We start from the raw sequence: 25888 nt of genomic DNA, 5'->3' as shown, positions 1-25888 counted from the left end.
TTTACTACTATATATGACCTATAATATTCGGATTAACTATTTATCAAAAATAAATTGAAACCGGTTACATTAAAAGTTATGGTGAAGATGTTAATAAATTTGTTAATTTGCATCCAAAATTGATCCACTTTACCCCCTAATTTGCATCTAAAACTGATCCACATATTTAATACCTCCTGCCGCCTCTAAGCAGGAGAATGTGGAGTGATAGATGTGTCATTATTAAGTGTTATGCGTCGATGGTATTTTCGTGATGGGCTGTCCCAACGAGAAATTACTAAACGCACTGGATTGTCTCGCAATACAGTACGTCGTTATCTCAAAAAGGACATTGCTGAGCCTGTTTACACTAAGCGGCAGACCTTGGGCAAAGTCGACGAGTTCGAAGAACTGCTTATTAGCTGGCTTAAACGTGAAGCCAGGCGGCGCAGGAAAGAGCGCAAAACCGTTAAAAACCTTTATGAGGACTTATTGCCGCTTGGCTATTCAGGCTCATATGACAGGGTTGCTGCGTTTGCACGCAAGTGGCGTGAAGAGCAGCGACTAGCTGCATCTAATCAGGTTTACGTGCCATTAGAGTTTGCCGCAGGTGAAGCCTTTCAATTCGATTGGGGTGAAAACTATGCCTTCATCGATGGCCGTAAAACCAAGCTGCAAGTCGCTCATTTCAAACTCAGTCACAGCCGAGCCTTTATCCTGCGAGCCTATCTTACCCAAAGCCATGAAATGCTGTTTGATGCCCATAATCATGCGTTTAGGGTGTTCAATGGCGTGCCCGAGCGTGGTATTTACGACAACATGAAAACAGCGGTTGATAAGGTGCAAAGGGGGAAAGAGCGCATTGTTAATCGCCGCTTCCTGACTATGGTCAGTCATTATCTGTTTGAAGCTGACTTCTGCAATCCGGCGGCGGGTTGGGAAAAAGGCCAGGTAGAGAAAAATGTACGTGATGCCCGCTCGGTTATCTGGCAACGCCTGCCGCGTGTTAGCTCACTCACCGAACTCAATGATTGGCTGGAGAATGCGTGTATAAAAGACTGGCAAACACGCAAGCACCCGCAGTTTAGAGATAGCACCATTGAGGATGTGTGGTATCAGGAGCAGCGGCAGCTGATGAAGGTGAATGCCCCCTTTGATGGCTTCATTGAGCACACGAAAAAGGTATCTTCCACCTGCTTAGTCAACTTCGACCGCAATAAATACTCTGTGCCCGCTAGCTTCGCTAACCGGCGTATCAGCCTGCAAGTTTATCCAGGCCGACTTGCCTTCATTGCGCAGGGCCAGAAAATAGCGGAGCACAACCGCGTGTTCATGAGCAGCCATGATATACCGGGGAAAGTCGTGTATGACTGGCAACACTACTTGCTTGTCGCGCAGCGTAAACCGGGCGCACTTCGCAATGGCGCACCGTTCAACACCATGCCCGATAGCTTTAAACACCTGCAATCCATTCTATTGCAACGTGAGCGTGGAGATAAGGAGATGGTTGAGGTGTTATCGCTGATATTACATCACGATGAAGCCGATGTCGTGAAGGCGGTTGAAATGGCCTTAGATGTGGGATGTCCTTCCAAACAACATGTTATGAATTGCCTGAGTCGGCTACTTGCCCCTTCAGCCCCTGCGCCAGTCCCCATTATTAACGGCCTGCAATTAGTCACCGAACCGACCAGCGACACATCACGCTACGACACATTAAGAGGAAAACGTCATGCACACTGAAGCCTTATTACACACTCTTAAAATACTTAAACTACACGGCATGGCAAGCAGTGTTGCCGAGTTAACCTCGCAAGATTCACCCGCCTATAAACAAGCCTTACCCATACTCGATACCCTCGTAAAAGCCGAGGTGGCCGATAGAGAAGTGCGTAGCATCGCCTACCAAATGAAGACGGCCAGATTCCCTGTTTACCGAGATATTTATGGCTTCGACTTCAGCGAAAGTGAAGTCGATGAATACCTCATCAGAGGTTTACATCGTTGCGAGTTCATTGAAGATTGTCAAAATGCGGTGTTCGTTGGTGGCCCTGGCACAGGAAAAACCCATTTGGCGACAGCACTTGGAGTGCAAGCCATTCAGCACCATCAATATCGCGTACGCTTTTTATCCACAATTGAACTGGTCAATACGCTTGAGTTAGAGAAACAAGCGGGCCATGTTGGCCGCATGGCAAATCGTTTAGCGAATTGTGATCTAGTCGTGTTGGATGAATTAGGCTACGTGCCCTTTAGTCAAGCAGGCGGCACCTTACTGTTTCACTTATTAAGTAAACTCTACGAAACAACCAGCGTACTTATCACCACCAATCTGAACTTCACTGAATGGTCAAACGTGTTTGGTGATGCAAAACTGACAACAGCCTTGCTAGACAGGTTAACCCATCATTGCCACATCATCGAAACGGGGAATGACAGCTACAGATTTAAAGAATCGACTAAAAAATCAAAGGAGAAAAAGCGCTAGAAACTAAAACATGATTATGGTCATATAAGACTACTTGGGTGGATCAGTTTTAGATGCAAATCGTGGATCAGTTTTAAGTACAAATTAACAGTCTATCCTTGACTATCAGTTAAAAACGCTATTAAACAATAACTTCAGCCAATTCCAGACAAATCAAATTCGGCCGATAACATTGTAGATACCACTCTAAGGGTACAAAAAATATATGCTAAATAAACTATCTATCCGTCATAGACTCTTCTTGGGTACTATCGTACCTATTTTAATCACTGCTATTGCGCTGTTGTCAGTCACCTTCATAGAAATTGGTAATCTGGTGGAGTCCGAAGTTAAATCTGCTACTACCTTGCTCAAAGATGCAAAAAAAGGGGAACTTAAAAACGTGGTTGATATGGCCTATAAAACTATCAGGCCCATATATGAATCAGGAGGCAGCCGTGAAGATGCAGTCAAACTGATGCAGAGAATGGAATTTGGTTCAGATGGCTATATTTTTGGTTATGATGGTGACTCAGTTCGTGTATTTAGCGGTAGTGGCGATGCCGGGATCGGTAAAAGTTACAAAGAATTTAAAGACGTAAACAATGTATTTTTAATTAATGACCTAGTCAGCGCCGGTCGAAAAAATGGCTTCGGTAGTGGCAATGAGTTCGTTACCTATCACCTTCCGCGTCAAGATGAAAAGATTGCCTCCCCCAAGTTATCCTATGCGATTTATTTGCCCAACTGGGACTTGATGATAGGTGCAGGAATATACATTGATAGTATCGATAAAGAAGTACAGGTTTTTGAGCATAAGATCAAAGAAGTGCGCACTAGCATTATGACCACTACGATTATTATCTCGTTAATCGTAATAGCTCTGATGATAGTGGCCAGTATATATATCGTTGCTTCAATTTTGACGCCGTTAAATACCGTGTCTGAATCAATACAGAAACTAGGCGTAGGTAACGGCGATCTAACCCAAAGAGTCCCTGTTCAAGATAAATTTGAAACCGGTATGTTGGCTGAAAATTTAAACCGGTTTTTAACGTCACTTCAACAAGATATGCTGCGCGTTACCTCGGTGGCGAAGGATGTAAACCAAGCTACTGATTTGCTAGTCACCCAAGCCGATAGTATTAATCAGGTGAGTGAACAGCAACGCGATGCCATTGAATTGGTTGCATCGGCGTCAACCCAAATGTCTTCATCTGCGCAAGAAGTGTCTCATAATGCTGAAAATGCCGCTGAAGCTGCCCGTAAAGCCAATAGTTATGGCGATGTGGCCTTAGAGAAAGTCAACAAAAGTAGCACCGAAATGGGTGTGTTAATGAATGAAATAGGCAAGGCTAGCAAGGTCGTAGAAGACGTCGGCACCGACGTTGAAAATATCAGCGCTATATTGCAAGTGATTGAAAGTATTGCTGGGCAAACTAACCTACTGGCTCTTAACGCAGCCATCGAAGCAGCAAGAGCCGGTGAACAAGGCAGAGGATTTGCGGTAGTTGCGGATGAAGTACGCAACTTGGCTAGCAAAACCCAAGGGAGCACCGAAGAAATACAGCAAATGATCCACAAACTACAAACCGGCTCGCGCTCTGCGGTTGATGCCATGGAGCGGAGTATGAAAAGCAGTGATGCCGCTGAAAAAAGTGTAGTTGAAACATCAAATTCATTAAGCGATATAGCTAATTCCGTAGGCATCATCACCGATATGAACGCTCAGATTGCAACCGCATCCGAAGAGCAGTGTTTAGTAGGCAGCGACATTGGTCGACGGATAGTTGAAATATCCGAGCAAACTTCAGGACTAAGTGAAATTGCACGGCAGAATAATCAAACTTCTGAAACCCTACGCAGCAAAGCAAGTGAACTAGGTGCAATCGTGGCTAAATTTAAGCTATAGGCTGATGAACGCGCCTGGATTGGCTGTTGTAGAAAGACAAGTAGGAGATAACCCTAATTTGTGAAAAATGAACAGTTTTGAAAAGACTACTTGCTACAAATTTGAAGCTCAAAAAAAAACTGACGGAAAATTTTCGTCAGCTTTCACACTAAATATGTCTATGGGAGACTTCAGCCGCATACCTTGTGTTCAAATCAGCACACGGCAGTATATTGAGTCTAGTTAGTTACAAAAATCCCCTAGCTTATCTAACTCTGCAACACTATTTACGAAGCTGTGCTCGTTGTTGTCACTGACAAAATAATACAGCATATTATTCGGCAGTAATACTACACCTATACCACCAAATCCGGACATATAAGGGATGTATAAATCGCCGCTACATCCCAGCGCTGCGTCGGCTTTCCAAATCCAGAAGCCGTTGTCATAGGAATCGACGTTAGTGCCAGCATTCAAGCCGTGATAGCTAGTATTTTGCAGTACTTCATCCACCATGGACACTTTAAGCTTCTGAGTACCACCGATGTTGCCATTGTCGTTATTCAGCAGTTCACCTAATTTAACCAGGTCATCCACGTGATAGGTCAATCCAAACCCTGCCATGGCCTGACTGGCTGCATCAAAGGTTCTAACCGTAGTATAAGTTGATGGACTCAATCCCAAAGGTTTATACAAATAGTCGACCAACCAGTTGTAGGTGTCTTGTCCCAAGTATTGGTCCATCGCTTTGCCAAGCAAATAGGTATCGCTACTGTGATATACCCAACTGGTGCCGGGCGTAGCTTGTCGTGTGTAACTACAACTGAAAGATGTCTTGCCACTGTCGGTGTAATCCAGAAAAAAGCCGTTGGCCATAGCGCTAGAAGCTTCATCTACTTCAAAACCAGCAGAAGTATAATTGCCCGTTGCCATATCCAGCGCATTTTCCAAACTAACATCTGTCCACTGCGAACTGGAGCAGCCTGTCGCATAGCTGGCAACACTGGCGTTTTTCGCTCCGCTATATAGCTGTTCCAGCGCCATCAGGCCATAAGCGCCAAAGGTCGACTTAGCCACTGAATAGGAAGGCAAACTCATCACTTCGCAATAGGGATAGACACCTTGTCTGGTGTCACAATCAGCCACATAGTTCACTCCATTATAGGCAACACCAAAAGCCGATCGATTGGCCGCAGTTTGTTCACTACCAAGGGTCGCTATGCTAAGGCCTGCGCTAGGGTAATCGGTTGCCAAAGCGGAAAGAGGTTTAATCAACATCCGATTAGACACTTCCTGTTCATAGTCGCTTTTGATTTGCCCTGCGTTTGTCACCGCTGCGGGTGTATAACTAGCATCTAACCTACCCCACGAATTGAACTGATAATATTCACAGGTTTCAGAGGCGATTTCGTAGGCTACTTTGGACATAGAGCCGTCTGATTTAAACAGGAAAGTTAATACCCCATTGTGGGTGCAATTAGCACCATACTCTTGCAGGGCAAAAGGAATACTGGCTCGGCTGTAACCATTGTCAGCACTTTCGTCCCAAACGCGACCGGGTTCAAGAATAAGCTGCCACAAGTAATGACTGGTGATCTGCAAACCTCGATCGACTGGAATTAGATGGCTGCCGTGCTGAACAAACTCATAACTAAAATCAGGTAGCTTCTTGATATCAGTAATAGCCGCATAATTGTAACTATCCTTAACACTCCCCCAGCCTCGCACAACCGCTGTAAAATTCAGGTTTCCCTGGAAGTTATTAGTCGGATTAGCTGCGTTACTCGGTAAGGTAAAAGCCGACATGTCAACTAACGTCCCCGTTGCGGCGCTTTGCAAAGTGCTATAACTCAGTTCAGAGCGCGACACCGTGCCTGAACCTGACAAACAATCGTAATCACACGAAGGCGGTGTGGCGCTCGAGGTGCCGCTAACTTCAATGTCATCGAAATAACAGTAATCAGAATTATTATTGCCTTGGGCTTTTAAACGAACAGCCACTTGACTGTTGTTATCTATGCCCGTTGGCGACGCGGAGTTAGTGTACAAAGTGACTCCGTCGTCTTGGCCGTTTACCACAGTATTGATGGCTGTCCAGTTACTACCACCGTCAACTGAAACTTGTGCAACGCATTGTTCCACAGACTCAAGGGATGCTGCAGCAATACTGGTAGTGATTGAAACTGCAGTAAAATTGGCAGTGGAAAAGGTATGTGTGGCGGCTTTATTATTGCGCAGTCTTAAAGAGTAATTGCCGGCATAATTATTTGCATAGGCGGCACTCCCTGAGCCACTGATGACCCATCCGCTGAAGTTACCGTCTTGAAAGTCATCATTGAAGATTATATCGGCGCTACTTTGGCAACTGAGGAGTATCCCCAGAAGTAGTATGAACTGTTTTGTGCTAATCATAAGTATGTACCTGTGCGATTATCGTTGCTGACAGGATTTACAGATTCATCAGCCCAACACATCCTATGATTTAAGCGCTAAATCTTGCTACAAATCCACTCAATCCAGCATAGGTAATTTAACCATCAGAACATAGAACCAGTTGTTTGACCTGCTTTGGTCCAGCCATAAAAGCCCTGCATTACTTGGACTTATCTAACAGCCTAGCAGGCATATATACCATTGCAGCGGCGACAATCAGCACACCAGCAGCGGCGTAGATGACTAGTTGATAATCATCCTCGGTTAACATAAATGCAGCCACCATGGGGCCAGAGGCTAAGCCCATTTTTGAAGCAAACCCGCCTAACGCAGCCAATTGCCCAGCTTTATCAAGCTCAGAACAGATACCAAACATATAGGGCAAGACGAAAGCCCAGGTAATGCCGATAATCACATTCGCTAGCAAGTATACGCTGGCAATTTCACTATATATCAGCGCCCAACTACACAACGCGGTTAATAGAATAGCTACTATCAGTGGAATCGCGCGACCGTACTTTGTGCCTATGAGGATCACCAGTAAAGAACCAAATAACGCTACCCAACTAGCACTTGCCAATGCGGGACTCATAAATTCCATCGTCAATCCTTGCGCTCTGCCCAAACCAATTACATAGGCAAACAAGCCCATATTGGCAGCCTGAAACAAGAATATTGCGGTTAAATTGAGTATCAAAGGTTTGCGCCTAACCGAGGTTTTTACCAATGCCAAAGGGTCCACCGCCGCCACGGGATACTCAGGTAAAAAGGGTAACATCAATAGCGAAACAAAGGTGAAGCTCATCAGCGCCACAAACAGTGCAGAGGTGCCGAACTCAGGCACCATTGCCGGTAGATACATGATGCCTAAACCACCGAGTCCCCATTGAATCAGTAACAAATACCCGAAGGTTTTATCCGCATCTTGGGTACGGGAAATCACCGCGAAGCCAATGCCAACCAGCAGTCCGCCAACCAATCCATGCACACATCTGACTGAGATCATCAGATTCGACGAGCTGATAAAAATACTGGCAAAATCAAGGGCCAGAATCGCTATGAGTAATACATAAGCCCATTTTTTCCAGTTAATGTGTTTAACGAGAAAAACCGCTAGAAGTGCCCCAGCGGCAGCGCCATACAAATTTGCTGAACTGACAAATCCGGCTTGCTGATTGGTAAAGTTCAAACCTTGTTTTAAGCCACTGACCAAAGCAGGCATAATATTGATGTAAAAAATCCCTGCGGTAGTTAAGAAGGCCAAAAAAATACGGGCGAATACTCCATTGGCAGAGACTTTCCATTTGGTTAATTGAGCATGGTGGCCGCTTTTTTCGCTAGTCATTTACTTCTCCATAGCAGTTGGCGACACAGGTGCAGACACCTAATTATCACAAATTAAGTTTAGTTTATTAAGCTCAGGCACGGCTTCAGACCAATCATATTGATGGCTGTCACTTACATAGTAATAACTATTGCCATGGGCCAATAGTGCCAAGGTGATACCTCCAAAGCCCGACATGAACGGCACCCAAGATGGTATTTTGCACCCCGACCTTTTATCGAATTTTTTAGCCCAAAAACTGTGTTGATATCGAATATGGGCATAGTCAGTCGTCAGGCCTCTATTCTCAGGGTTTTGTTGTAACCCTGCTTGCAGATGAACTGAGGATAATAAGCTAGATTGCTGGGACGCATTGGCTTGTAGCCCAATGAAACGAATGAGTCTTACCAAGTCATCGCGGCTGAAAAACAATCCATAACCACTGTAGGGTTGCTGAGTGCTGTCCTGGGTTCTGCGGGTGACGGCGGTTATCTGGCTTAGGCCCAAGGGTTGAAAAATTTGTTTATGTAATACGTCATTAAATATATCCGCATCTTTACCGAGCTTTTCCTTTATATAAGCATTCAAGCCTGCACCCAATAAGTAGGTTTCCGAGGTGTGATACACAAAGGTACTACCGGGCGGTTTTTTACGTGAATAGTGATTGCAGGCAAAATCCAATCTTTGCTGGTTGCTCTTGGCGGTGAAAAATGCCAATTTCTGTTTCGATGCCTCATCCACTGCATAACCTGCAGAGTCGAAATTACCAGAACTCATATCAAGCAAATGAGCAAAGGTTACCCCTTCCCAGTTACTTCCTTGGCACTGTGCTACCCATTTATTAATCGGCTGTTCGAATAGATCACCATATTGCTTTTCTAGGTATAGCATGGCCACTCCGGCGAACAGTGTCTTTGCCGTGGAATAAGACGGTAATACCATTTGCTCGCAAAAAGGGTAAAGACCCGCTCGTGTCTGACAATCTGAAACATAATGGACATCGTCGATTACCAAGCCGAATACGCTCATATCTGTAGCAGCGACGGCCTTAGGCAAACCGAAGTTTTCCACATCCAACTTCGGGTTTTTGTCGGTCAATGCGCGAAGTGGACGGGTGAATAAACGTTGCTGCTTAGCATGATGATATGACGCTATGATCTGCTTACTATCGAGCTCTACCTCAGGGGTTTGAATAGTCGCGCCTATTCCCCAAAAATCGGCTTTAAAATAGGCGCAGGTTTCACTGCTTATTTGATAATAAAAGTGCTGCGCTTTGTTAGCTGCATCGATGTCAAACACCACAACACCATTGTGTACACAATTCTCGTTTTTTTCGACAAGAGCAAAGGGCATGGAAACTCTGCGAACACCATTTTTTTGCTGTGCAGGCCACAACATACCGACACCGACGAAATAGTCCCAATAAGGGTTGTCAGACAAGATAAGGTGCCGTTTATCAGGGATAATTTCGCCCAATTCACTTTGTGCCCAGTTGATAACCATATCAGGCAGAACTTCACGTCCACTGGAGTCTAACTTTCTCGAATTTATTGGGCGTAATCTAGCGGTATGCTTTTGCATCACCAGTGTTACTTTTCCCTGTCTTACCGCAAGTAAATCAGAGTTAGCATGGTCAGGCACCAATTCGGCCATTTGTAGAGGCTGTTTTGGTAGAGATGATTCCCCACCCATTAGCTCATCAAGGGGGGTACTAAATGCCGGGAGCACGCAAAGCAGTAAGACTAAAAGGGCTATTATTTGCACTTTATACCCGCCTGCTCAAATCGTTTTTGCACTGAAGCCAATTGTTCCGTGTAATGTTTCCACTTACCCACTGAGCTGGTGTAAACCGGTTGCCGTACCTGTGCGGCACTGGCGGTAGTGGCCGCTGCCGAGCTCTGTTCAAATGCACAACATTGCGCTTGAAAAGGAAGATCGCAATACGCCAATAAGGCTTTGGTTTGTCCTTCTAAATCTACAACTAATTCTTCATAGCTTAGGGTGTGAATTTTCCCGGGCATGACCTGTTGCCAATGGTCCATAAGCTTGTAGTGAGCGATTTGATAGCGACTTAACTCATCCAAATCATAAGAAAATGGATAACCCTGGGTGAAAATTTGCTTGAAAATGGCCAAACAGGTATCCATTGGATTACGCTGTACATAGACAATTTTAGCATTCGGTAAAGCCAGATGGATCAGCCCAATGTACAACGAATTTAGCGGCAGTTTATCAATAAACCTAGGGCAAACGTCGGTATCTGGGCGGGTACTTTCAATATAGCTCTTGCCCAAAGCCTTGAAATCCAGATGCCGAGTTGCTTCAATCAATTGCAGTTTATTCGAGGGTGGTTTAGACAGAGTCTTTCGAACCTGCTGCATCATCTCGATTGCAAAGTTATTCAGCTCCCCTGCACTGTGCACATCAGTGTGACTGCCAATAATACGTTCGACCAAGGTACTACCTGTACGAGGCAAACCAACAATGAAAATGGGCTCGCGGCTCTGGCACCCTGCGATGGATTGTTCAAAAACACTGGCATCGAATACCTGTGCTATTTTTTCCAGTGATTGCACATCATTGTCGAGTGAATATTGCATATTCCCTCGTCTAACCGACGCACCTTGCTGTAATGCTGTAAAGCTTTCATCAAAACGCTGTAAGTCTTCGAGCTCTTTAGCCTGTGCATAGTAAAGCTGAGCCCGTTCGATAGGTCCCTGTTGTTGTTTTTGCAATGCCTGATTTAATTCACTCAGGTGATTATGCTCTGGCGTTTGCTTGATCAAACTAGACCGTAATAGCCAAGCTTCGCTGTCTCTAGGATTCAGTTTGATTAGCCGGTCTAAACTGCATTGAGCATCAGTTAGTTTTCCCATCACCCGCTGCAATGACGCCAAATTAAATAATAACTGGGCATTTTCTGGTTGAAGAGACACCGCCTGTGCATAGCAATCGAGGGATAATTGGTGCAAACCAAGTTTATTCAGCAATAAGGCCAGCTCTGCACAAAAGGCTGCCGAGGTGTGCGAATTGTTGGATAGAGTAATTGCCAGGTCGCGAGCTTGAGCACGCTGACGATTGATAAATAACAAGCGAGCTTTGTGTAACTGCCAATGTTGATTGTCAGGTAACAAGGTTAGCGCATGGTGGATATGTTGCAAGGCAAGAGCGGGCTTGTCTTGCAGCATCGCAATTACACTCGCAACATGCCAAGCAGGTGCGAAATCTGGCTGTTCTGAACATAGATGAAGACTCAATGAACGGGCACTATCGAGCTGTTTTAGCTGGATAAATCGCTGAATATCTTCAAGTATATCCTCAGCTGTTTGCGCGCTTGTATTTGTCATTAAATGTGCATTGTCACTGGTTGGGTTGTTGCTGTTAAGCATATCAAGCTCCCCCCTTGAAAACGAAGTATTTTGCAGGCCCTATCGAGCCTGCAAAATTGTCTCGCCAATGGCTAGAAACGATAATTAAACGCTACGCCAACCGTTCTGGGTAAGCTGATGTAATCTTTTGAAGAGTTGCCCAAGAAGTTCTCTGCAGGGTCGGTTCCCATATAGGCTTCTGGCAACTGGCCGGTAACACCATCTTCATTAAAGATATTTTTAACGTAAAAGGTCACATCCCACACTTCGCTACTGACTCTGGAGGTCATATTCCACAATGAAAAACCGCCAATTTCAGTTTGCAACGAAGCACTATCACCCAAGTAATTGAGTGAGTCAGACTGATAGTAAGTATTTACTTGGGTTACCCAATATAAATCATTGCTCATCTCATAAGTGTAATCAAGGGCCAAACTCAAAGTATGCTTAGGAGAGGCCGGTAATCTATCACCGTCTAGCGCCTGAACTCGGGTAGGTGCTTCGGCCGTAGCTGATGACGGCACAATGAAATCAGCCGTTAATTCAGCGTTAACATTGGCATAACCCAACACATAATGAATGTTGTCACTCAAATAGCCTTGCAACTCAAGCTCGATACCTTGGGTGCGGGCCGAATCTCCGTTAGCGACAGTAAAAAAGCCCCACGTAGATGCGGTGTTCAATTGTGGATCGCTCCAGTCTAATCTGAAGGCTGATAGGCTATAACTGTGTTTATTGCCATCCAAGTAACCTTTCACCCCGACTTCATAGTTGACCGCACTATCAGAGTCATATTGTTGCCACTCTGGTCGTTCTGCAAGGCTGCCGTTGAGGGGTACTGCATTTGCCCCACCTCGTCGGTAACCCTCTGAAACCGTACCGTAAACCATAGTGTCTTTATCTATATGATAAGACATATTGAATTTAAACAAGGTGTCACTTTCTGAAGTTTCAAAACTTGGCTCTGCCCCTAAAAATGGCCAGATAGGTAATAGTAATTCGGTATTGTTGACAAAGGTATTATCAAATCGGCGCACGCCAATTTTAGTGCGCAGATCATCACTGAAATGATAGGTTAACTCACCAAAAATAGCCTTGTCTTTGAAATTTTCGGTGCGCACATAATGAAAGTCATTGTCAGTATAAACCATGCCGAAATCGGCCATAGTCGGCCACCACGGGAATGCTGCACCAGCCCATTCCTGATAACCCGGCATATAGCTGTCCTGAGTAGCAACAGTATCTTGATCCATGTAGTAAGCACCGATAACCCAATCAATGTTGTTTTGGGTTTCATTCGATACTAGGCGAAGTTCTTGTACAAAAGCTTCTTCATCGTAGCCACGTTCGGCCAGTGCCATTGGTCGAGGAGAGCCATAATAAAGGTCCGCAAACCAATTCTGTTTGGCGTAAAAGCCGGTATTATCACTGACAGAATCGCCACTATGATTGTACTTTGAAGTGCTAGAGGTAAGAGTTGCAAAGCCCAAATCCCACTCAGCTTCTAGCGCAGTTAAGTCAACATCGCGCTCGGATGGTTCCAGCAGCACAGCACCATTTTGGTACTCGCCATATTGCTGTTCAGTACCCTTTACCCAATTGGTTCCGCGAGTAACTTGACGACGGCCGCCGATTTCATCACTTTGTTTTTGATAAGAAAGGTTGAGTCGCAGGTCCTCAGTTGCCTCCCAGAATAACGACACACGTCCGTAATCAATATCAACGGTATCGGCGTCTTCAACACTGCGAAAACTTACACCTCCTGCGGCCAGATCGTTATCTTGCGCGGCGGGTGCATAATTGGCACTGTCGAGTTGATACACATTGGTGTAATCAACAATGCCGTCGTTGTCGATGCGGCCTATATTCGCTCTAAAGGCTAAATTATCGCTAATAGGAACGTTAACCATAACATCCATATTCAGGCTGTTGCCTTCGGAGCCTTTGGTTTGTCCAAAGGACATGCCTGCACTGCCGTAAAACTCATCGGTTTCGGCTTTATTCATACGATATTTGACCGTACCTGCCAATGAACCAGAGCCATACAAGGTGCCTTGTGGTCCTCGTAAAACCTCAACCATTTCAACGTCTTTTAGAATAAAATTAGCATGCAGAGGCGTGTCATCAACATAAGACGCGACTGTTGCAACAGCTGACAAGGCTACATCGCCTTGTGCGCCGCTATCTACGTTAATGCCGCGAATTACGACGCCGCTGATCACACCAGAATTACGATAACCTCGGTCCACCACTGTTGCGCCGGGAATACTGCGCAGCAACTCTGTAGAGTCGAGAATTTTACCATTCTTCAGCTCTTCACCCGACATCGCCGATATGTTGTAGGGTACGTCTTGGATGCTTTGAGTACGTCTATTGGCCGTTACTTCAATGCGCTCGACTATTTTATCATCTTGCGCGCCGGCTTCCTGCGCCGAAGCCTGATATACAGGTGCACCTAGCACCAGAGCACTGGCGATAGCTTTGGCAATGGAATGGTGTTTGAACTTCACAGAATGCATAGTGTTACTCCAGTTATCGTATTATTATTATGTTGTTCCAGATTAGAGCACAGCAAGCCTGACTCGTAGTACCAGATTGGAACCAGTTATTGGTCCAGAACTATTTTGAGTTGTCATCTTTGTCAGGAACGCTCAAAGGGCCCAGTGTGTCTAAAAATTCGCTTGGTGAGTTACTGTCTAGACCTGCAATTATGTGCTGGTTGTCACGGAAACTCTTAAGTGGCTGGCCCAGATTATGTAAACCCCGCTCGCGGTCGCGACGCACCTGGGCAAAATCAATCTCAATCGGTATGACTTCTTGCTGATCCCCTGCAATATAGATTGCATTACCCTGCGGACCTACAAAAATAGATTGGCCATTTCCAAGCTCACCTGCGGTATTAATAGCAATGACATAACATTGGTTTATGGCCGCAGTAGCTTTGGCTAAGTTGAGTTCAATGGCGCGATCAATAGTGCCTGTCATGGTGGGATAGATAAGGACTTCGGCTCCTTCACAGGCCATCTTGCGGGCCAGCTCGGGGAACCATAAATCGTAACAGATAGCCACACCTATGCGGCCTTGAGGTACATCGAAAACCACAATATCGGTGCCGCTATCTACGCCCTTTTCATAGGGACAAAACGGAAATATTTTACGGTAACGACGCACTACTTGCCCTTGGTTATTGATCACAGAGGTAGTATTAAAAATCTGCTCACCATCTTGTTCATAGTGGCTACCCGGTATCAACCAAATGTCTAGCCGCTTGGCCAGATCGCAGTAAAAGGTTTCGGTGGGACCGGGCATGGGCTCTGCGTATTTTTTCTCTGGTCCAAAGCTATTTAGCTCGCCCAACACCAACATATCTAACCAGGGAAAGCGCTTTTTACAGTTTTCAATTTCTTCAGCGATAGACTGCAGATTATTTCCGTATGAAGAGGCCAGTTGTAAACCAGCAATGGCAAAATGACTCATTACATTCCTCGCATTCGGGCAACACTGATTGTTTGCCTTTGATAATAAGAAACTCTAATGGGTCCAGAACAGAAGATATAGGGCCAGTTTTAGTAAAGCTATTGGTCCAGTGTCGCAGGATAACCTTTTAAATCCAATTGACGCACGAAGCTGTAATTTTGATCAAACCATTTCATCTGATCGCCATCCATGATCACATAAAATCCTTTCACCTCGCCGTAGCTCCATAATTTCCATTGTCGCCAGTACATACCGTTCTCAATCCACCAGTGGCCGGTATCTATTTCACTACCGATACCACCCGTATGACCTGACATACTGCCGTCAGGGAGTAAGTCTATGGTACAAGGCACGCCATAAACCATTTGGCATTCTAGCCGTGCGCCTGGTAAGCACTTACGTAGCGCTTCATCATTCAAAAGCTTACCACTGGCATTTCCCAGTTTTTCTTCATGCTCTTCTGTCAACTGATGGATAAGATCAGCTAATTTGCTGACCCCGTCTCGAATTCGATGATTGGGAATACTGGTGATCCCCATTCGAAAACAGTTCTCTGGGTGTTTGCTTTGGGCGAAGTAGCGTTTTACCGGCTCAATTAAAATGCCTAACTCGGCGGCTTTTTCACGCAAGTTTTCACCATCAAGTTGCGGCGGGCCAGTTATCCAATAGGCCGTTCCGCCTTGAATAGGACCCGTATCGATACAGTTGGGTAAATAGGTATTTAGCGCCTCGCGCAGCGTCAACCAGCGTTCAAAAAACACTTTATGCAAATGCAACATAAAGGCATCGTAGTAGCCCAAAGATAGAAAGTAGGCCACTGCCCGTTGATTATTTAACGGCGGATTACGCATGGTCATTTTACGCAGTTTTTTCAGCTCGCTTATCACCCCTGAGTCGGCCACGATAAAACCAATTTGAATGCCTGATGCCAGCACTTTCGATAAGCACGATATGTAAACGACCCGATTCCCTGAATCAAGACTACGCAGTGCAGGATGGGGCTGGCGTAAGAAATTACTTTCAAATTCAAAGTCATCTTCGATTATCAACAAGTCTTGGGCTTTGGCTTTATCCAACAACTCGTGACGTCGCGTCATCGACATGGTGACACTCGTGGGGGTCTGGTGACTGGGCGTAGTGTAAACGATATCGCATCGGTCTAATTGTTCATTGACCTGCATACCGTTGTCATCGACCGGTTGATAAAGCAAATTTGCACCGCTGTATTGCAATAAATCTCGTACTTCTGGGTAGCCGGGCTCTTCCACCGCCACCGTCACCGTATCATCGACAAATAACTGACTGATGAGATGCAAAGCCTGTTGGGTGCCAACGGTGATCAGTATCTCATCACTGCTGGCTTGAATTCCTCGACGGGGGATCACCTTAGTACGAATTTGCTCAATCAGCATGGGGTCATCACCCAGCCCCTGCAATTGCGACCACTGGTTTATTTCCCGGGTTACGTTTGCCTGTTGATTGGCATCACGCCATTCTTTTACCGGATATAAAGAGACATCGAATTTGCCATCAATAAAAGGATAACTATATTTCTGCCAGTCAGCCGGACAGGCAGTGTCATTAGTGACTTGCAATGTACCCTTGAAGCGATGTTGATTGTCACTGGCCTTGGGTTGGTAAGCCATGTGCAATTCATTATCATTCACCCATCCTTGATGAATCTTTTCATTCACATAGATGCCGCTGCGCTCCTTGCTAATGATGTAGCCTTCGTCTTGCAACGTCTGATATACCAACACCACTGTGTTACGTGCCACTCCTAATTGTTCAGCTAATTTACGCGACGAAGGTAAACGACTGCCCAAGGCAAAAGAACCAACCAAAATGCCTTCCACCAGCTTATTACGGATCTGGCTTTGCAGACTTTCATCTAAGGAAGTATCTATGTGGATCAGTCGTTTGAGCATAATTTTATAATTCAGTTACTCTGTTTTTACCTGTTGCAGTTGTATTACATCCTGAAAGAGTTGTTCAAATTTAGCAATACCCTCAGCCAGGATATCTTGCTGTATGGTCAGCGGGGGTAAAAAACGGATCACATTACCGTAAAAACCACAGGCCAGCAAAATAAGGCCGTAATCGGCAGCTTTAGCAATTATCCCCTGAGTTAACAGCGCATTGGGTTTGTTGATATCACCATCACTTATCAACTCAATCGCTATCATTGCGCCAACCTGACGCACATCAGCGATAAAACCGGGATAGTTGCGTTGAAGCTCACCCAATCGCTGGGCAAATTCAGCGCCTATTTGATTAGAGTGTTGCAGCAGATTTTCATTTTCAATTACGTCTAACACCGCTAATGCCGCGGCACACGCCACTGGAGATCCGCCGTAAGTACCACCAAGGCCTCCGGGTAATGGCGCATCCATAATATGGGTTTTGCCAACGACTGCAGCCAAAGGCAGGCCACCGGCTATACCCTTGGCCATGGTGATTAAATCCGGCTCAACGTCTGCATACTCACAACAGAACATCTTGCCGGTACGGGCAAATCCAGTTTGAATTTCGTCGGCAATCAGCACTATGCCATGTTCGTCACACAACGCTCTAAGGGCACGCATAAACTCCGCTGGAGCTTGGTAAAACCCGCCCTCACCTTGAACAGGCTCGATAATAATCGCGGCAATATCTTGTGGGGCTATATCCACCTTAAACAGGATATTTAGTGCTTCTAGCGAATCGGCAACTGAGATACCCCGCAGCGCATTAGGAAAAGGCACATGAAAGATGTCCGCCGGGAAAGGCCCAAAATCTTTCTTGTAAGGCGCGATTTTACCGGTCAACCCCATGGTCATATTAGTGCGGCCATGAAAGCCACCGTTAAAGGCAATGACGCCGCGACGCTTAGTATAAGCTCGTGCGATTTTAATACAGTTTTCCACCGCTTCTGCACCTGTGCTGACAAAAAGCGCTTTTTTATGTGACTCACCCGGCGCTAACATGACGAGTTTTTCGGCTAAGGAAACAGCAACCTCGTAGGGATTAACCATTACGCAAGAATGGCTGAATTTATCCATTTGCTGCTTAACCGCCTCAACCACCGTGGGATGACTATGACCGGTATTGCACACCGCAATACCTGAAGCAAAATCTATGTAGCGATTATTTTCTACATCCCACACTTCGGCATTTTTTGCATGGCTGACAAACACAGGATATACATTGCCCTGACCTCTTGCCATAACGGCGGATTTACGTTGCTGCAAGACCTGATTAGTTTGCCCCTGCTGGTTGATTTGTTTATCTAAGTTCATGATTATTGCTCCATTCCACCCAAGCACAGGTATTTAATTTCCAAGTAATCGTCAAGGCCATAGTGTGAACCTTCACGACCATTACCAGATTGTTTCATCCCACCAAAGGGCGCCGTTGCGTTGGAAATCAGCCCCTCATTTATGCCGATCATGCCGTAGTCCAATGCTTCGGCAACACGAAAGATTCTGCCTATATCCCGACTGTAAAAGTAAGCTGCAAGTCCGTACTGAGTGTCATTGGCCAATTTGATGGCGTGCTGCTCATCAGAAAAACGAATGATAGGTGACACTGGACCAAATATTTCATTGCACGCTATGGGCATATCATTGGTCACATCAGTCATCACTGTGGGTAAATAAAAGTTATCACCTTGCTTGGCGTATGAGCCGCCCAGTACAAGCTTTGCACCTTGTGCAATAGATTGCTGCACCAGAGCATCAACGTCTTGGGCAGCTTTCGCGCTAATCATAGGGCCAATCTGGGTATCTTGATCCAGACCACTACCTAATTTCAGCTCTGCGACTGCTTGAGTATATTTTTCACAAAATTGTGGATAGATGTCCTGATGTACTAAAATTCGATTGGTACACACGCAGGTCTGGCCAGCATTGCGGTATTTTGATACCAGCGCGCCCTGCACCGCTGCATTTAAATCCGCATCCTCAAATACAATAAAAGGCGCATTCCCACCGAGCTCCATCGAGACCTTTTTTACCGTACTGGCACATTGTGCTATGAGTTTTTTACCTACCGCCGTCGACCCAGTAAAGGTGAATTTTGCTACCGCTGGATGCTCGGTTAACACTTTGCCAAGTCCATTGGCATCACTCCCCACCACTACGTTAAATACACCTGCGGGAATACCCGCACGAGCGGCTAGCTCTGCCATTGCCAATGCTGAAAGTGGGGTTTGGGTAGCGGGGCGTACAACGAAGGTACACCCCGCAGCCAGCGCAGCTGCCGCTTTACGAGCAATCATTGCGTTGGGAAAATTCCACGGCGTAATGGCACTCACGACCCCAACGGGCTGCTTGATAACCAGAATACGTTTGTCGATGCCAGGTGCAGGAATAACGTCTCCATAAATACGCTTACCTTCCTCAGCAAACCATTCAATGAAGGACGCCCCATAAGCAATTTCACCTTTGGCCTCCGCTAACGGCTTGCCTTGTTCAAGAGTGAGAATTCGGGCTAAATCATCTTGATGTTTTATCATCAAGTCGTACCATGCTCTGAGCAAGACCGAGCGTTGCTGGGCAGTTTTCCCTGACCACGCAGCCAACGCTTTGCTGGCTGCCAGCACTGCCTCTTCAGCCTGCGCTGGACTGGCGTCACTGATATCAACCAGTACATCGCCCCCAGCAGGATTACACACTGAAAGCTGAGCATCACTTTCGACCCAGCATCCATCAATATAAGAGGCTGTTTTTAATAACTTAGCGTCATTGAGATTTTGCATTTTGTACTCCCACTACATTTTTTAGCTATTGAAGCGCAAATGTATTAGGCTTTAAATATAAAACTTTAAACTATTACGCTTAGGTATATAAAACTTTATGAGTCGTACAAACTTGCTACCAAAACCGGTGACTGAATATGATTTACGTTTATTGCGTATCTATAAGGCGGTGGTTGAAAATGGTGGATTCTCTGCGGCAGAAGCCGAACTAGGTATCACGCGCTCAACTATCAGTGTGCACATGGGCAGTCTTGAGAGTCGCATGAAGCTAAAATTGTGCGTGCGAGGCAGAGGCGGATTTACCCTTACCGAGGCAGGACAAACGGTCTATCACGCCTGTAGCGAATTGTTTGAATCATTAAACGATTTTTCTTTGTTAGTGCGGTCATTGAACAGTGAGCTCAGCGGTGAATTAGTCATCCTGTGTGCCGACCAACTGGATTTAGCCAAGCAAAAAAGGCTCGCTAATGTAATACGACAAATCCACCAGCATGCCCCCAAACTAAATTTGGTATTGGATGGTGATTCTATCCAAAATATCGAAAAATCCTTACTTAAAGACAAAGCCCATGTGGGACTATTTCCCAATTACAAGCAAGTTGATGGTTTAGAGTACAGCGGAGTTTTCAGTGAGCCGATGTATCTTTGCTGTGCCAAAGAACACCCATTGTTCGAAATCGAAGATAAGCAGATTGATGAACAACGCCTTGCTACTTACAGTGCCATTCACCCCGGTTTAGATGTTGACCAAGCCGGCCGAACCCAGTTACATAAATTGAAACTAGAGGCCAGAGCCTATCAGTTCGACACACGTAAAGCGCTCATCTTATCGGGTGTATACATTGGGTATTTGCCATTGAGTCACGTTGAACAAGAAGTAGCGCAAGGCGAGATCCGACTCATTTGCGCACAAAGCTGCCACTATGATTTCACACTTTCCATGGCAAATAAAAAAACGCCCCGTGAGCAGGCAAAAATAGCCTTGATTAAAGATGCCTTTACACATTTTTGAAGGGTACATGACAAATGAGCAATAGAACTAACCCAATAGGTCACTGTTTGTATCTTAGATGTTATTTGATTATATCTTGTTGATTTTAGATAGAGGCTCGCAACCATTAGTTAAACGGCAACGGCCTGTTATCAAAGGGCCAATATCAATCCCTGGAAATATCCCTTACTGAGTCCCGTTCGACTAGCTCTGGAATGAAAAGATGTGTCTGACTACTAGGTGTTTGCTTGGGATCACTGAGTTTAATCGCCAAATCTGCTGCGTAAGCTGACATTTCCTCAATGGGATAGCGCATTGTTGTCAGGCGCGGGCGACACGCACGAGCAACGGGTAAATCATCAAAGCCAAATACCGAAACATCTTCAGGTACCCGCAACCCAGCGGCGAATAAAGCGTGGATTGCGCCAATCGCCATTAAATCATTGTAGGCCATCAGTGCGGTAAACTTGCTGCCACTGGCTAGCAATTCTTTTACCGCCTGCTCGCCACCTTCAATGTTTGCCGTTGACTCTGCAACAGCTTGTTTATCCAGTTTTAGATCATGTTGCTCTAAGGTTTGTTTTATAGTTTGCAGACGAATGTCCGGATCCCGATTTTGGTAAATACTGGTTACCACTGCAAATTCTCTATGCCCATGGGCCAACAAATATTCTGTTGCCCGCTTTGCTCCACTTTGATTATCTAGCCACACACAACGATTGGCAATGGCAGGAATATAGCGATTGACTACGACTAACCCAGGAATGTCTTTTGCCAGTTGTACTAGGGTGTCTTCATCGGAATATTCACTATGCAGAATAATGGCCTGACAGTTGTGGTTACGCAGCGAATTGATGGCATCCAGCTCAGATTGAGTTTCATACAGTGAGTTGGCCATTAGCAACTTGTAGCCCTTTTCTCTGGCGGTATGCTCAACGCCACTGGCCAAAGTACCAAAGAATGACATGGATAATTTTGGTGTTACGACGCCAATGGTGTTGTTAGTTTTACTTACTAATGCTTGAGCATTGGTATTCGGGCTATATTTAAGCTCTTGAATGACTTTTTTAACCCGGGCACGACAAGCATCACCCACCTGTCCACCATTGTGTATAACACGGGAAACCGTAGCTGTAGAAACCCCGGCTACTCGGGCGACGTCTTTTATGGTGACCATAAACCTATTTTTGCTCCTTATCGGCCGGTAAATTCTTGGCAGATAATTTTTTATTATTTAAATCAATACGATAATAGTGTAAACACAGCAAGGACAATACACAAAACAACGCGGTACCGACAGATAAGATTAATCTCATCGATATAATTGTTTGCCCAGACTGCTCTGCGCCTAACCCAGCATCAAAGCCAATGGCATTCAATGCCAGTCCGGAAGCCAACAGTGCGGCAATACTAGCCAATGCGCAAACTCCCTTAAAAACCGCTGCGTACATTCCAGCTTTTGGCTGTTTAGCGGATCGACTATGCTCGTCACTTAAATCAGCATTTAATACCGGAATCAAGGTGGTCATGGCGGTCCAAACACTGGTACATAATAGAGCGTCCAATGCAATCCACCAACCAATACCGGGTACAAACAAAAACCATTTAGCAACCGCCCCAACTACTGATAATACAAGTATCCAAGTCAGTGCATTTAGCTTACCTTTGCGCTTGGCTAACCAACCGACTAGTGGAACACTGGCCAAGCCTGCAGCCGCGTAGGCACTTGATAGTAAGCCTTTCCAAAATGCACCTTCGGCAACATCTCCGGCACTAACATAGTAAACCAACAGGTAGTAATCCATGCTGGCAGCAAACACGCAACCACCTAATAACAACATGCTTATCATCATTAATAAGACAAGTGAGCGATTACCAACTAACTCTCGCGCACTTTGCCAAAAGCTGTCTGTTTTAATGGGGTGATTAACATGGACCTGCTCATTACAATAAATTGCTGGCAGCAATCCCATTAACCCTATAAATAATAATCCAACGGCCCAACCAACCCATTGAATACCAGTTACAATAGATCCAAAAAGGGCTAGACCGGCAATTGGAAATAACCACTGGCACAGCAAGGATGCGGCCTGCATAAAATAGGTGGTTACTGCCATTATCCCCCTTCGCTGGGCCGGTTCACTGCTAAGTTCATAGCTTAAACTAGTGGTTGGGACTGCTACTATAATTGAAGCCAGATGGAACATAAGATAAGTCAGACTAAAATAAAATAGTTGCCAACCTAGCCCCCAATCTTGGGGTACCATCCATATAGCCCCAAACAGTACTGCACTCAATCCAGCACCCAACACGATAAGAGGTCGGCGACGTCCAAATCGGCTTTGCCAGTGGTCACTCAAATAGCCTATCCAAGGTGTAATCACAGCACCAGCAACAATAGGTATTGCTATGGCTAGGCTAAGTAAAAATGGATCCACCCCTAAAGTCATTTGATAAAAGGGAATGGCTAATGTCAAAACCGCCTGACTGGCAAATAACATGGCAAAAAAGCCAGAGCCAAGAGCCAGCTTTTGTACCATCAACCTGTCTTGGTTTGACCGCCTCAATACCGACTCCAATTAACGTTGAGCGAAAGTGCATGGGATTATACCCATGCAAGCTTGTTTCGTAAGCCTCTTTTGGACCTAATATTGGATAAGTGCCATCTCGGCAATCTCCACGCCACGATGCTGTAATTTTCGGTTGCTCGGTAGCGCCGGCATTATCAACTGAAACCCTGTAATTGCCTCTAGTGCCAGTTTCGTTTGACTGTCGTGTGGCCCGACACTAATCGGCATAAAACTCGGGTAAGCATTTGCCATAAGCGTGCCGATAGGACGCAACTCTTTCAATGGAATAACAAGGGTTTTCCATTCATTTGGTACTGGAAAATCAGTGCCGTAGGCCAGACCATCTTGGCCAATCAACCCCAGCTGTACTTTGTCGGCTTTACCTAAAGAACGCACTCGAATGGCTAAACCATTGTAGTCAGATAGATTACGACCACTAAGTTGATTGTCATTGGCCAGCGTCGCACGCAACAAACTTCCTGCAGCGTTTAGGTTGTCACTGAAATAAGCCAATTTAAGCGTTGCCCCCTCTTCTGTTGCAGAAGTAGCAGGCCAGGCAACAGCACTTTTTGGGTTGAACACAGCGGCTCTGTCTGTGGCCGGATCGAATAAACGAATCGGTGTGGCCGCAGGCGTCAATAAAGTATGAAAGAATCCTGAATCTACATAATCCCAATCCGCTGGACTGCCGCTTTGCTTTCCTGGCCAGCTTAACTGTTGTTCCTCATCCTTGATCACAAAGGCATATTCCAATACTCCCGGCTGATCCCACGGGTTACTATTGGGCAAGCTTAATTTGTAGTTGTCAGTTCCGGCCGCTTGCATCGGTATTATTGTGAAATCTCTGTGTCCCTGATAGCGAATAAACAATTGCACATCATAGTGGTTGTTAGGCCCTGCGACCTGCACCTCAAATGTCAGCTTGTCGCCCACATTACGTTGGCGTTGGGGCTGATGTATTAACTCGAGTTCAGGAGAAACGGTGTGGGGCAGGTAGTACTGCTTATCAAGGGAATCAATATCAGTACTGGTGATTACTGCTTGGCTTGCCCCGATAAGATAAACCCCAGGTGACACACTTACCTGACCTTCTTTTGCCTGCGTATGCAAATCGTTCCCATTGTTAATACCTTGCACCACAAACCCTTGGCCCAAATCAGTCAAGTTTAGCTTTAGCTTGCGAGCATGCAGGTAAAGCCGCGAAACTTCCCGCTTTAAACTTGAAGACTGGTGAGGATCCTGCAGGCTCAACACGTCCGGATAGACTTCTAAACGCCATACGCCATCTTGCAGTTTATCCAGAAAATAAGCACCATTTCCTGAATACTCCACTAAAGGTGAGCTCCCTACGCCAGCGATCTGAGTAAGCTGTTGCGGACTCTTCGGGGCTATATCTGTATGATTAGAATAATAATATTGGCTACCATCATCAAAATGACTCAGGTCTTTATCATAGTTTAAGTAAGTGTTACTAAATGTATTACTGGCTGGGTAGTCAGCAGCCTGATAGTCCGAAGGTAATTGGCGAAATTCTTCTCCGGCAATCATCAAGCTTATAGCCTTGGATGGTGTGTACAACAAATTCAAGTAGTGAGTATTGTATTCAGAATTTGTTTGGGCAAGCTCTGCTGGGTCGTAAGCAAATTGTGTTGCCCACTGGAACCCAGCCTCACGGAAGCTTCGAGCCATAGCAGGATACATTACACTGTTATTGATATCTGCAGCGTCAAATTCGTAGACCATTTTGGCCTTATTTTGACAGGCTTCGATAGGCGCAAATGGATTGGTATAATGCGCTACCGAGGGCAACATATTGCTATTCAAGGCGCTATTTTTTACTAATCCTGTGGGATACCATTGATACGCCACACCATCTACTGAGGAATTGCACAAAGCAGTAGCAAAGGCCTGATCATTGCCTTGCTCACTGATATTGTAAAAGAGTGGTTTGGAAACCCCTAAATCACGCACTGTTGCCAGCAAACTTTCTACATAAGCAGCACTTTCTTCTGCTGCCTGCCGATGATTAGGCTCATTAAACAATTCAATGGCAATGACCTCTGGATCTTCTGCTACAGATTTGCCCGTATAACGGTTTTTATAGGCCAATAACTGGCGTAGATAATTATGCGTCGCTGCAATGGCCGCAGGCTCAAGGTTCATCTCTTGCTTGGAATAACCCACAGCAAATCCAGGTTCAACTGGGTCTGGCTCTGGATATCCTGAGCCCCACCATGCAATAGGGGTCACTATGGCTTTGATGTTTTTCTGCTGCAATTTCATCAGTAAATAGTCAAACAGCTCAAGATGTTCGTTATCTAACAGATCGCCCTGTTTATTACTTAGCAAACGATCCCACATATGTACCCGCCAAGCATCCAGCTTAAGACGGTCAATGTGATCTACATCCATATCTATCGAGGCCTTATGATCTAAGCCCAATTTATTGATAGCACGATAGCCGTAGGCAAAGGGCAAACCGTAATTTACCCCAAAGAGTTTCACTGCTGAGCCGTCATTCCATTGCAGCTCTCCGGCGACCACTTTGGTAGGCGTAGGCAATGCAGCCTGTTGCTCGGCACCACTTCTTGCTGAGGCGACTAACAAACCGCCAGCGATCAACAACGTTAAGGTTTTCAACTTTGACATA

At 45.5% G+C, this 25888-nt stretch carries 16 protein-coding genes; 4 read left to right on the top strand and 12 right to left on the bottom strand.

What is annotated here, in order from left to right; translation table 11 throughout:
* The first annotated feature begins 204 nt into the window (after positions 1-204).
* From istA to QR722_RS03445, 3 genes are all read left to right on the top strand, one after another.
* A complete protein-coding gene (istA, locus tag QR722_RS03455) occupies positions 205-1722 on the top strand; it encodes an IS21 family transposase (RefSeq protein ID WP_286285357.1) in 1518 nt (505 codons plus the stop codon).
* Positions 1712-2467, top strand: a complete 756-nt coding sequence (gene istB, locus QR722_RS03450) for an IS21-like element helper ATPase IstB (protein WP_286285356.1) — start codon at positions 1712-1714, stop codon at positions 2465-2467. Before istA ends, istB begins: the two co-directional genes overlap by 11 nt.
* 205 nt (positions 2468-2672) lie before the next feature.
* Positions 2673-4358, top strand: coding sequence for a methyl-accepting chemotaxis protein (locus tag QR722_RS03445; protein ID WP_286285355.1), 1686 nt, complete (start codon positions 2673-2675; stop codon positions 4356-4358).
* A gap of 222 nt (positions 4359-4580) precedes the next feature.
* On the opposite strand, the gene QR722_RS03440 is transcribed toward QR722_RS03445, so the two are convergent.
* From QR722_RS03440 to QR722_RS03400, 9 genes are all read right to left on the bottom strand, one after another.
* Positions 4581-6749 carry a serine hydrolase domain-containing protein gene (locus QR722_RS03440; protein ID WP_286285354.1) on the bottom strand — a complete coding sequence of 723 codons (2169 nt, stop codon included), beginning with the start codon at positions 6747-6749 and terminating at the stop codon, positions 4581-4583.
* Positions 6750-6930: 181 nt separating this feature from the next.
* Complete coding sequence (locus QR722_RS03435; RefSeq protein ID WP_286285353.1) at positions 6931-8115, bottom strand: MFS transporter; 1185 nt, start codon at positions 8113-8115, stop codon at positions 6931-6933.
* Between the two features lie 39 nt (positions 8116-8154).
* A complete protein-coding gene (locus QR722_RS03430) occupies positions 8155-9858 on the bottom strand; it encodes a serine hydrolase (RefSeq protein ID WP_286285352.1) in 1704 nt (567 codons plus the stop codon).
* Positions 9849-11483 carry a tetratricopeptide repeat-containing sulfotransferase family protein gene (locus tag QR722_RS03425; RefSeq protein ID WP_286285351.1) on the bottom strand — a complete coding sequence of 545 codons (1635 nt, stop codon included), beginning with the start codon at positions 11481-11483 and terminating at the stop codon, positions 9849-9851. The genes QR722_RS03430 and QR722_RS03425 overlap by 10 nt, the downstream gene beginning before the upstream one ends.
* Positions 11484-11554: 71 nt before the next feature.
* The gene (locus QR722_RS03420) at positions 11555-13981 is read right to left on the bottom strand and encodes a TonB-dependent receptor (protein ID WP_286285350.1); all 2427 of its coding nucleotides are present in this window, start codon (positions 13979-13981) and stop codon (positions 11555-11557) included.
* Between the two features lie 100 nt (positions 13982-14081).
* Complete coding sequence (locus tag QR722_RS03415; protein ID WP_286285349.1) at positions 14082-14939, bottom strand: carbon-nitrogen hydrolase family protein; 858 nt, start codon at positions 14937-14939, stop codon at positions 14082-14084.
* 98 nt (positions 14940-15037) lie between these two features.
* Positions 15038-16867 carry a MocR-like pyridoxine biosynthesis transcription factor PdxR gene (pdxR, locus tag QR722_RS03410; RefSeq protein WP_286285348.1) on the bottom strand — a complete coding sequence of 610 codons (1830 nt, stop codon included), beginning with the start codon at positions 16865-16867 and terminating at the stop codon, positions 15038-15040.
* 15 nt (positions 16868-16882) lie between these two features.
* Positions 16883-18217 (bottom strand): 4-aminobutyrate--2-oxoglutarate transaminase, encoded by a 1335-nt coding sequence (gabT, locus tag QR722_RS03405; protein WP_286285347.1) that lies wholly within the window; start codon positions 18215-18217, stop codon positions 16883-16885.
* Positions 18218-18219: 2 nt separating this feature from the next.
* Complete coding sequence (locus QR722_RS03400) at positions 18220-19677, bottom strand: NAD-dependent succinate-semialdehyde dehydrogenase (protein ID WP_286285346.1); 1458 nt, start codon at positions 19675-19677, stop codon at positions 18220-18222.
* 97 nt (positions 19678-19774) lie between these two features.
* Here QR722_RS03400 and QR722_RS03395 point away from each other — a divergent pair, with 97 nt between their 5' ends.
* Positions 19775-20689 carry a LysR family transcriptional regulator gene (locus QR722_RS03395; protein WP_286285345.1) on the top strand — a complete coding sequence of 305 codons (915 nt, stop codon included), beginning with the start codon at positions 19775-19777 and terminating at the stop codon, positions 20687-20689.
* 145 nt (positions 20690-20834) lie between these two features.
* On the opposite strand, the gene QR722_RS03390 is transcribed toward QR722_RS03395, so the two are convergent.
* From QR722_RS03390 to QR722_RS03380, 3 genes are all read right to left on the bottom strand, one after another.
* Positions 20835-21845 carry a LacI family DNA-binding transcriptional regulator gene (locus QR722_RS03390; protein WP_286285344.1) on the bottom strand — a complete coding sequence of 337 codons (1011 nt, stop codon included), beginning with the start codon at positions 21843-21845 and terminating at the stop codon, positions 20835-20837.
* A gap of 4 nt (positions 21846-21849) precedes the next feature.
* Positions 21850-23208: an MFS transporter gene (locus QR722_RS03385; RefSeq protein ID WP_286285343.1), complete on the bottom strand. Its 1359-nt coding sequence runs from the start codon at positions 23206-23208 to the stop codon at positions 21850-21852.
* Between the two features lie 105 nt (positions 23209-23313).
* Positions 23314-25887, bottom strand: a complete 2574-nt coding sequence (locus tag QR722_RS03380; RefSeq protein ID WP_286285342.1) for a CIA30 family protein — start codon at positions 25885-25887, stop codon at positions 23314-23316.
* Between the last annotated feature and the right edge of the window lies 1 nt (position 25888).

This window comes from Aliiglaciecola sp. LCG003, assembly GCF_030316135.1.
In the GTDB taxonomy this organism is placed as follows: Bacteria; Pseudomonadota; Gammaproteobacteria; order Enterobacterales; family Alteromonadaceae; genus Aliiglaciecola.
This window is presented reverse-complemented; position numbering and strand designations above follow the sequence as displayed.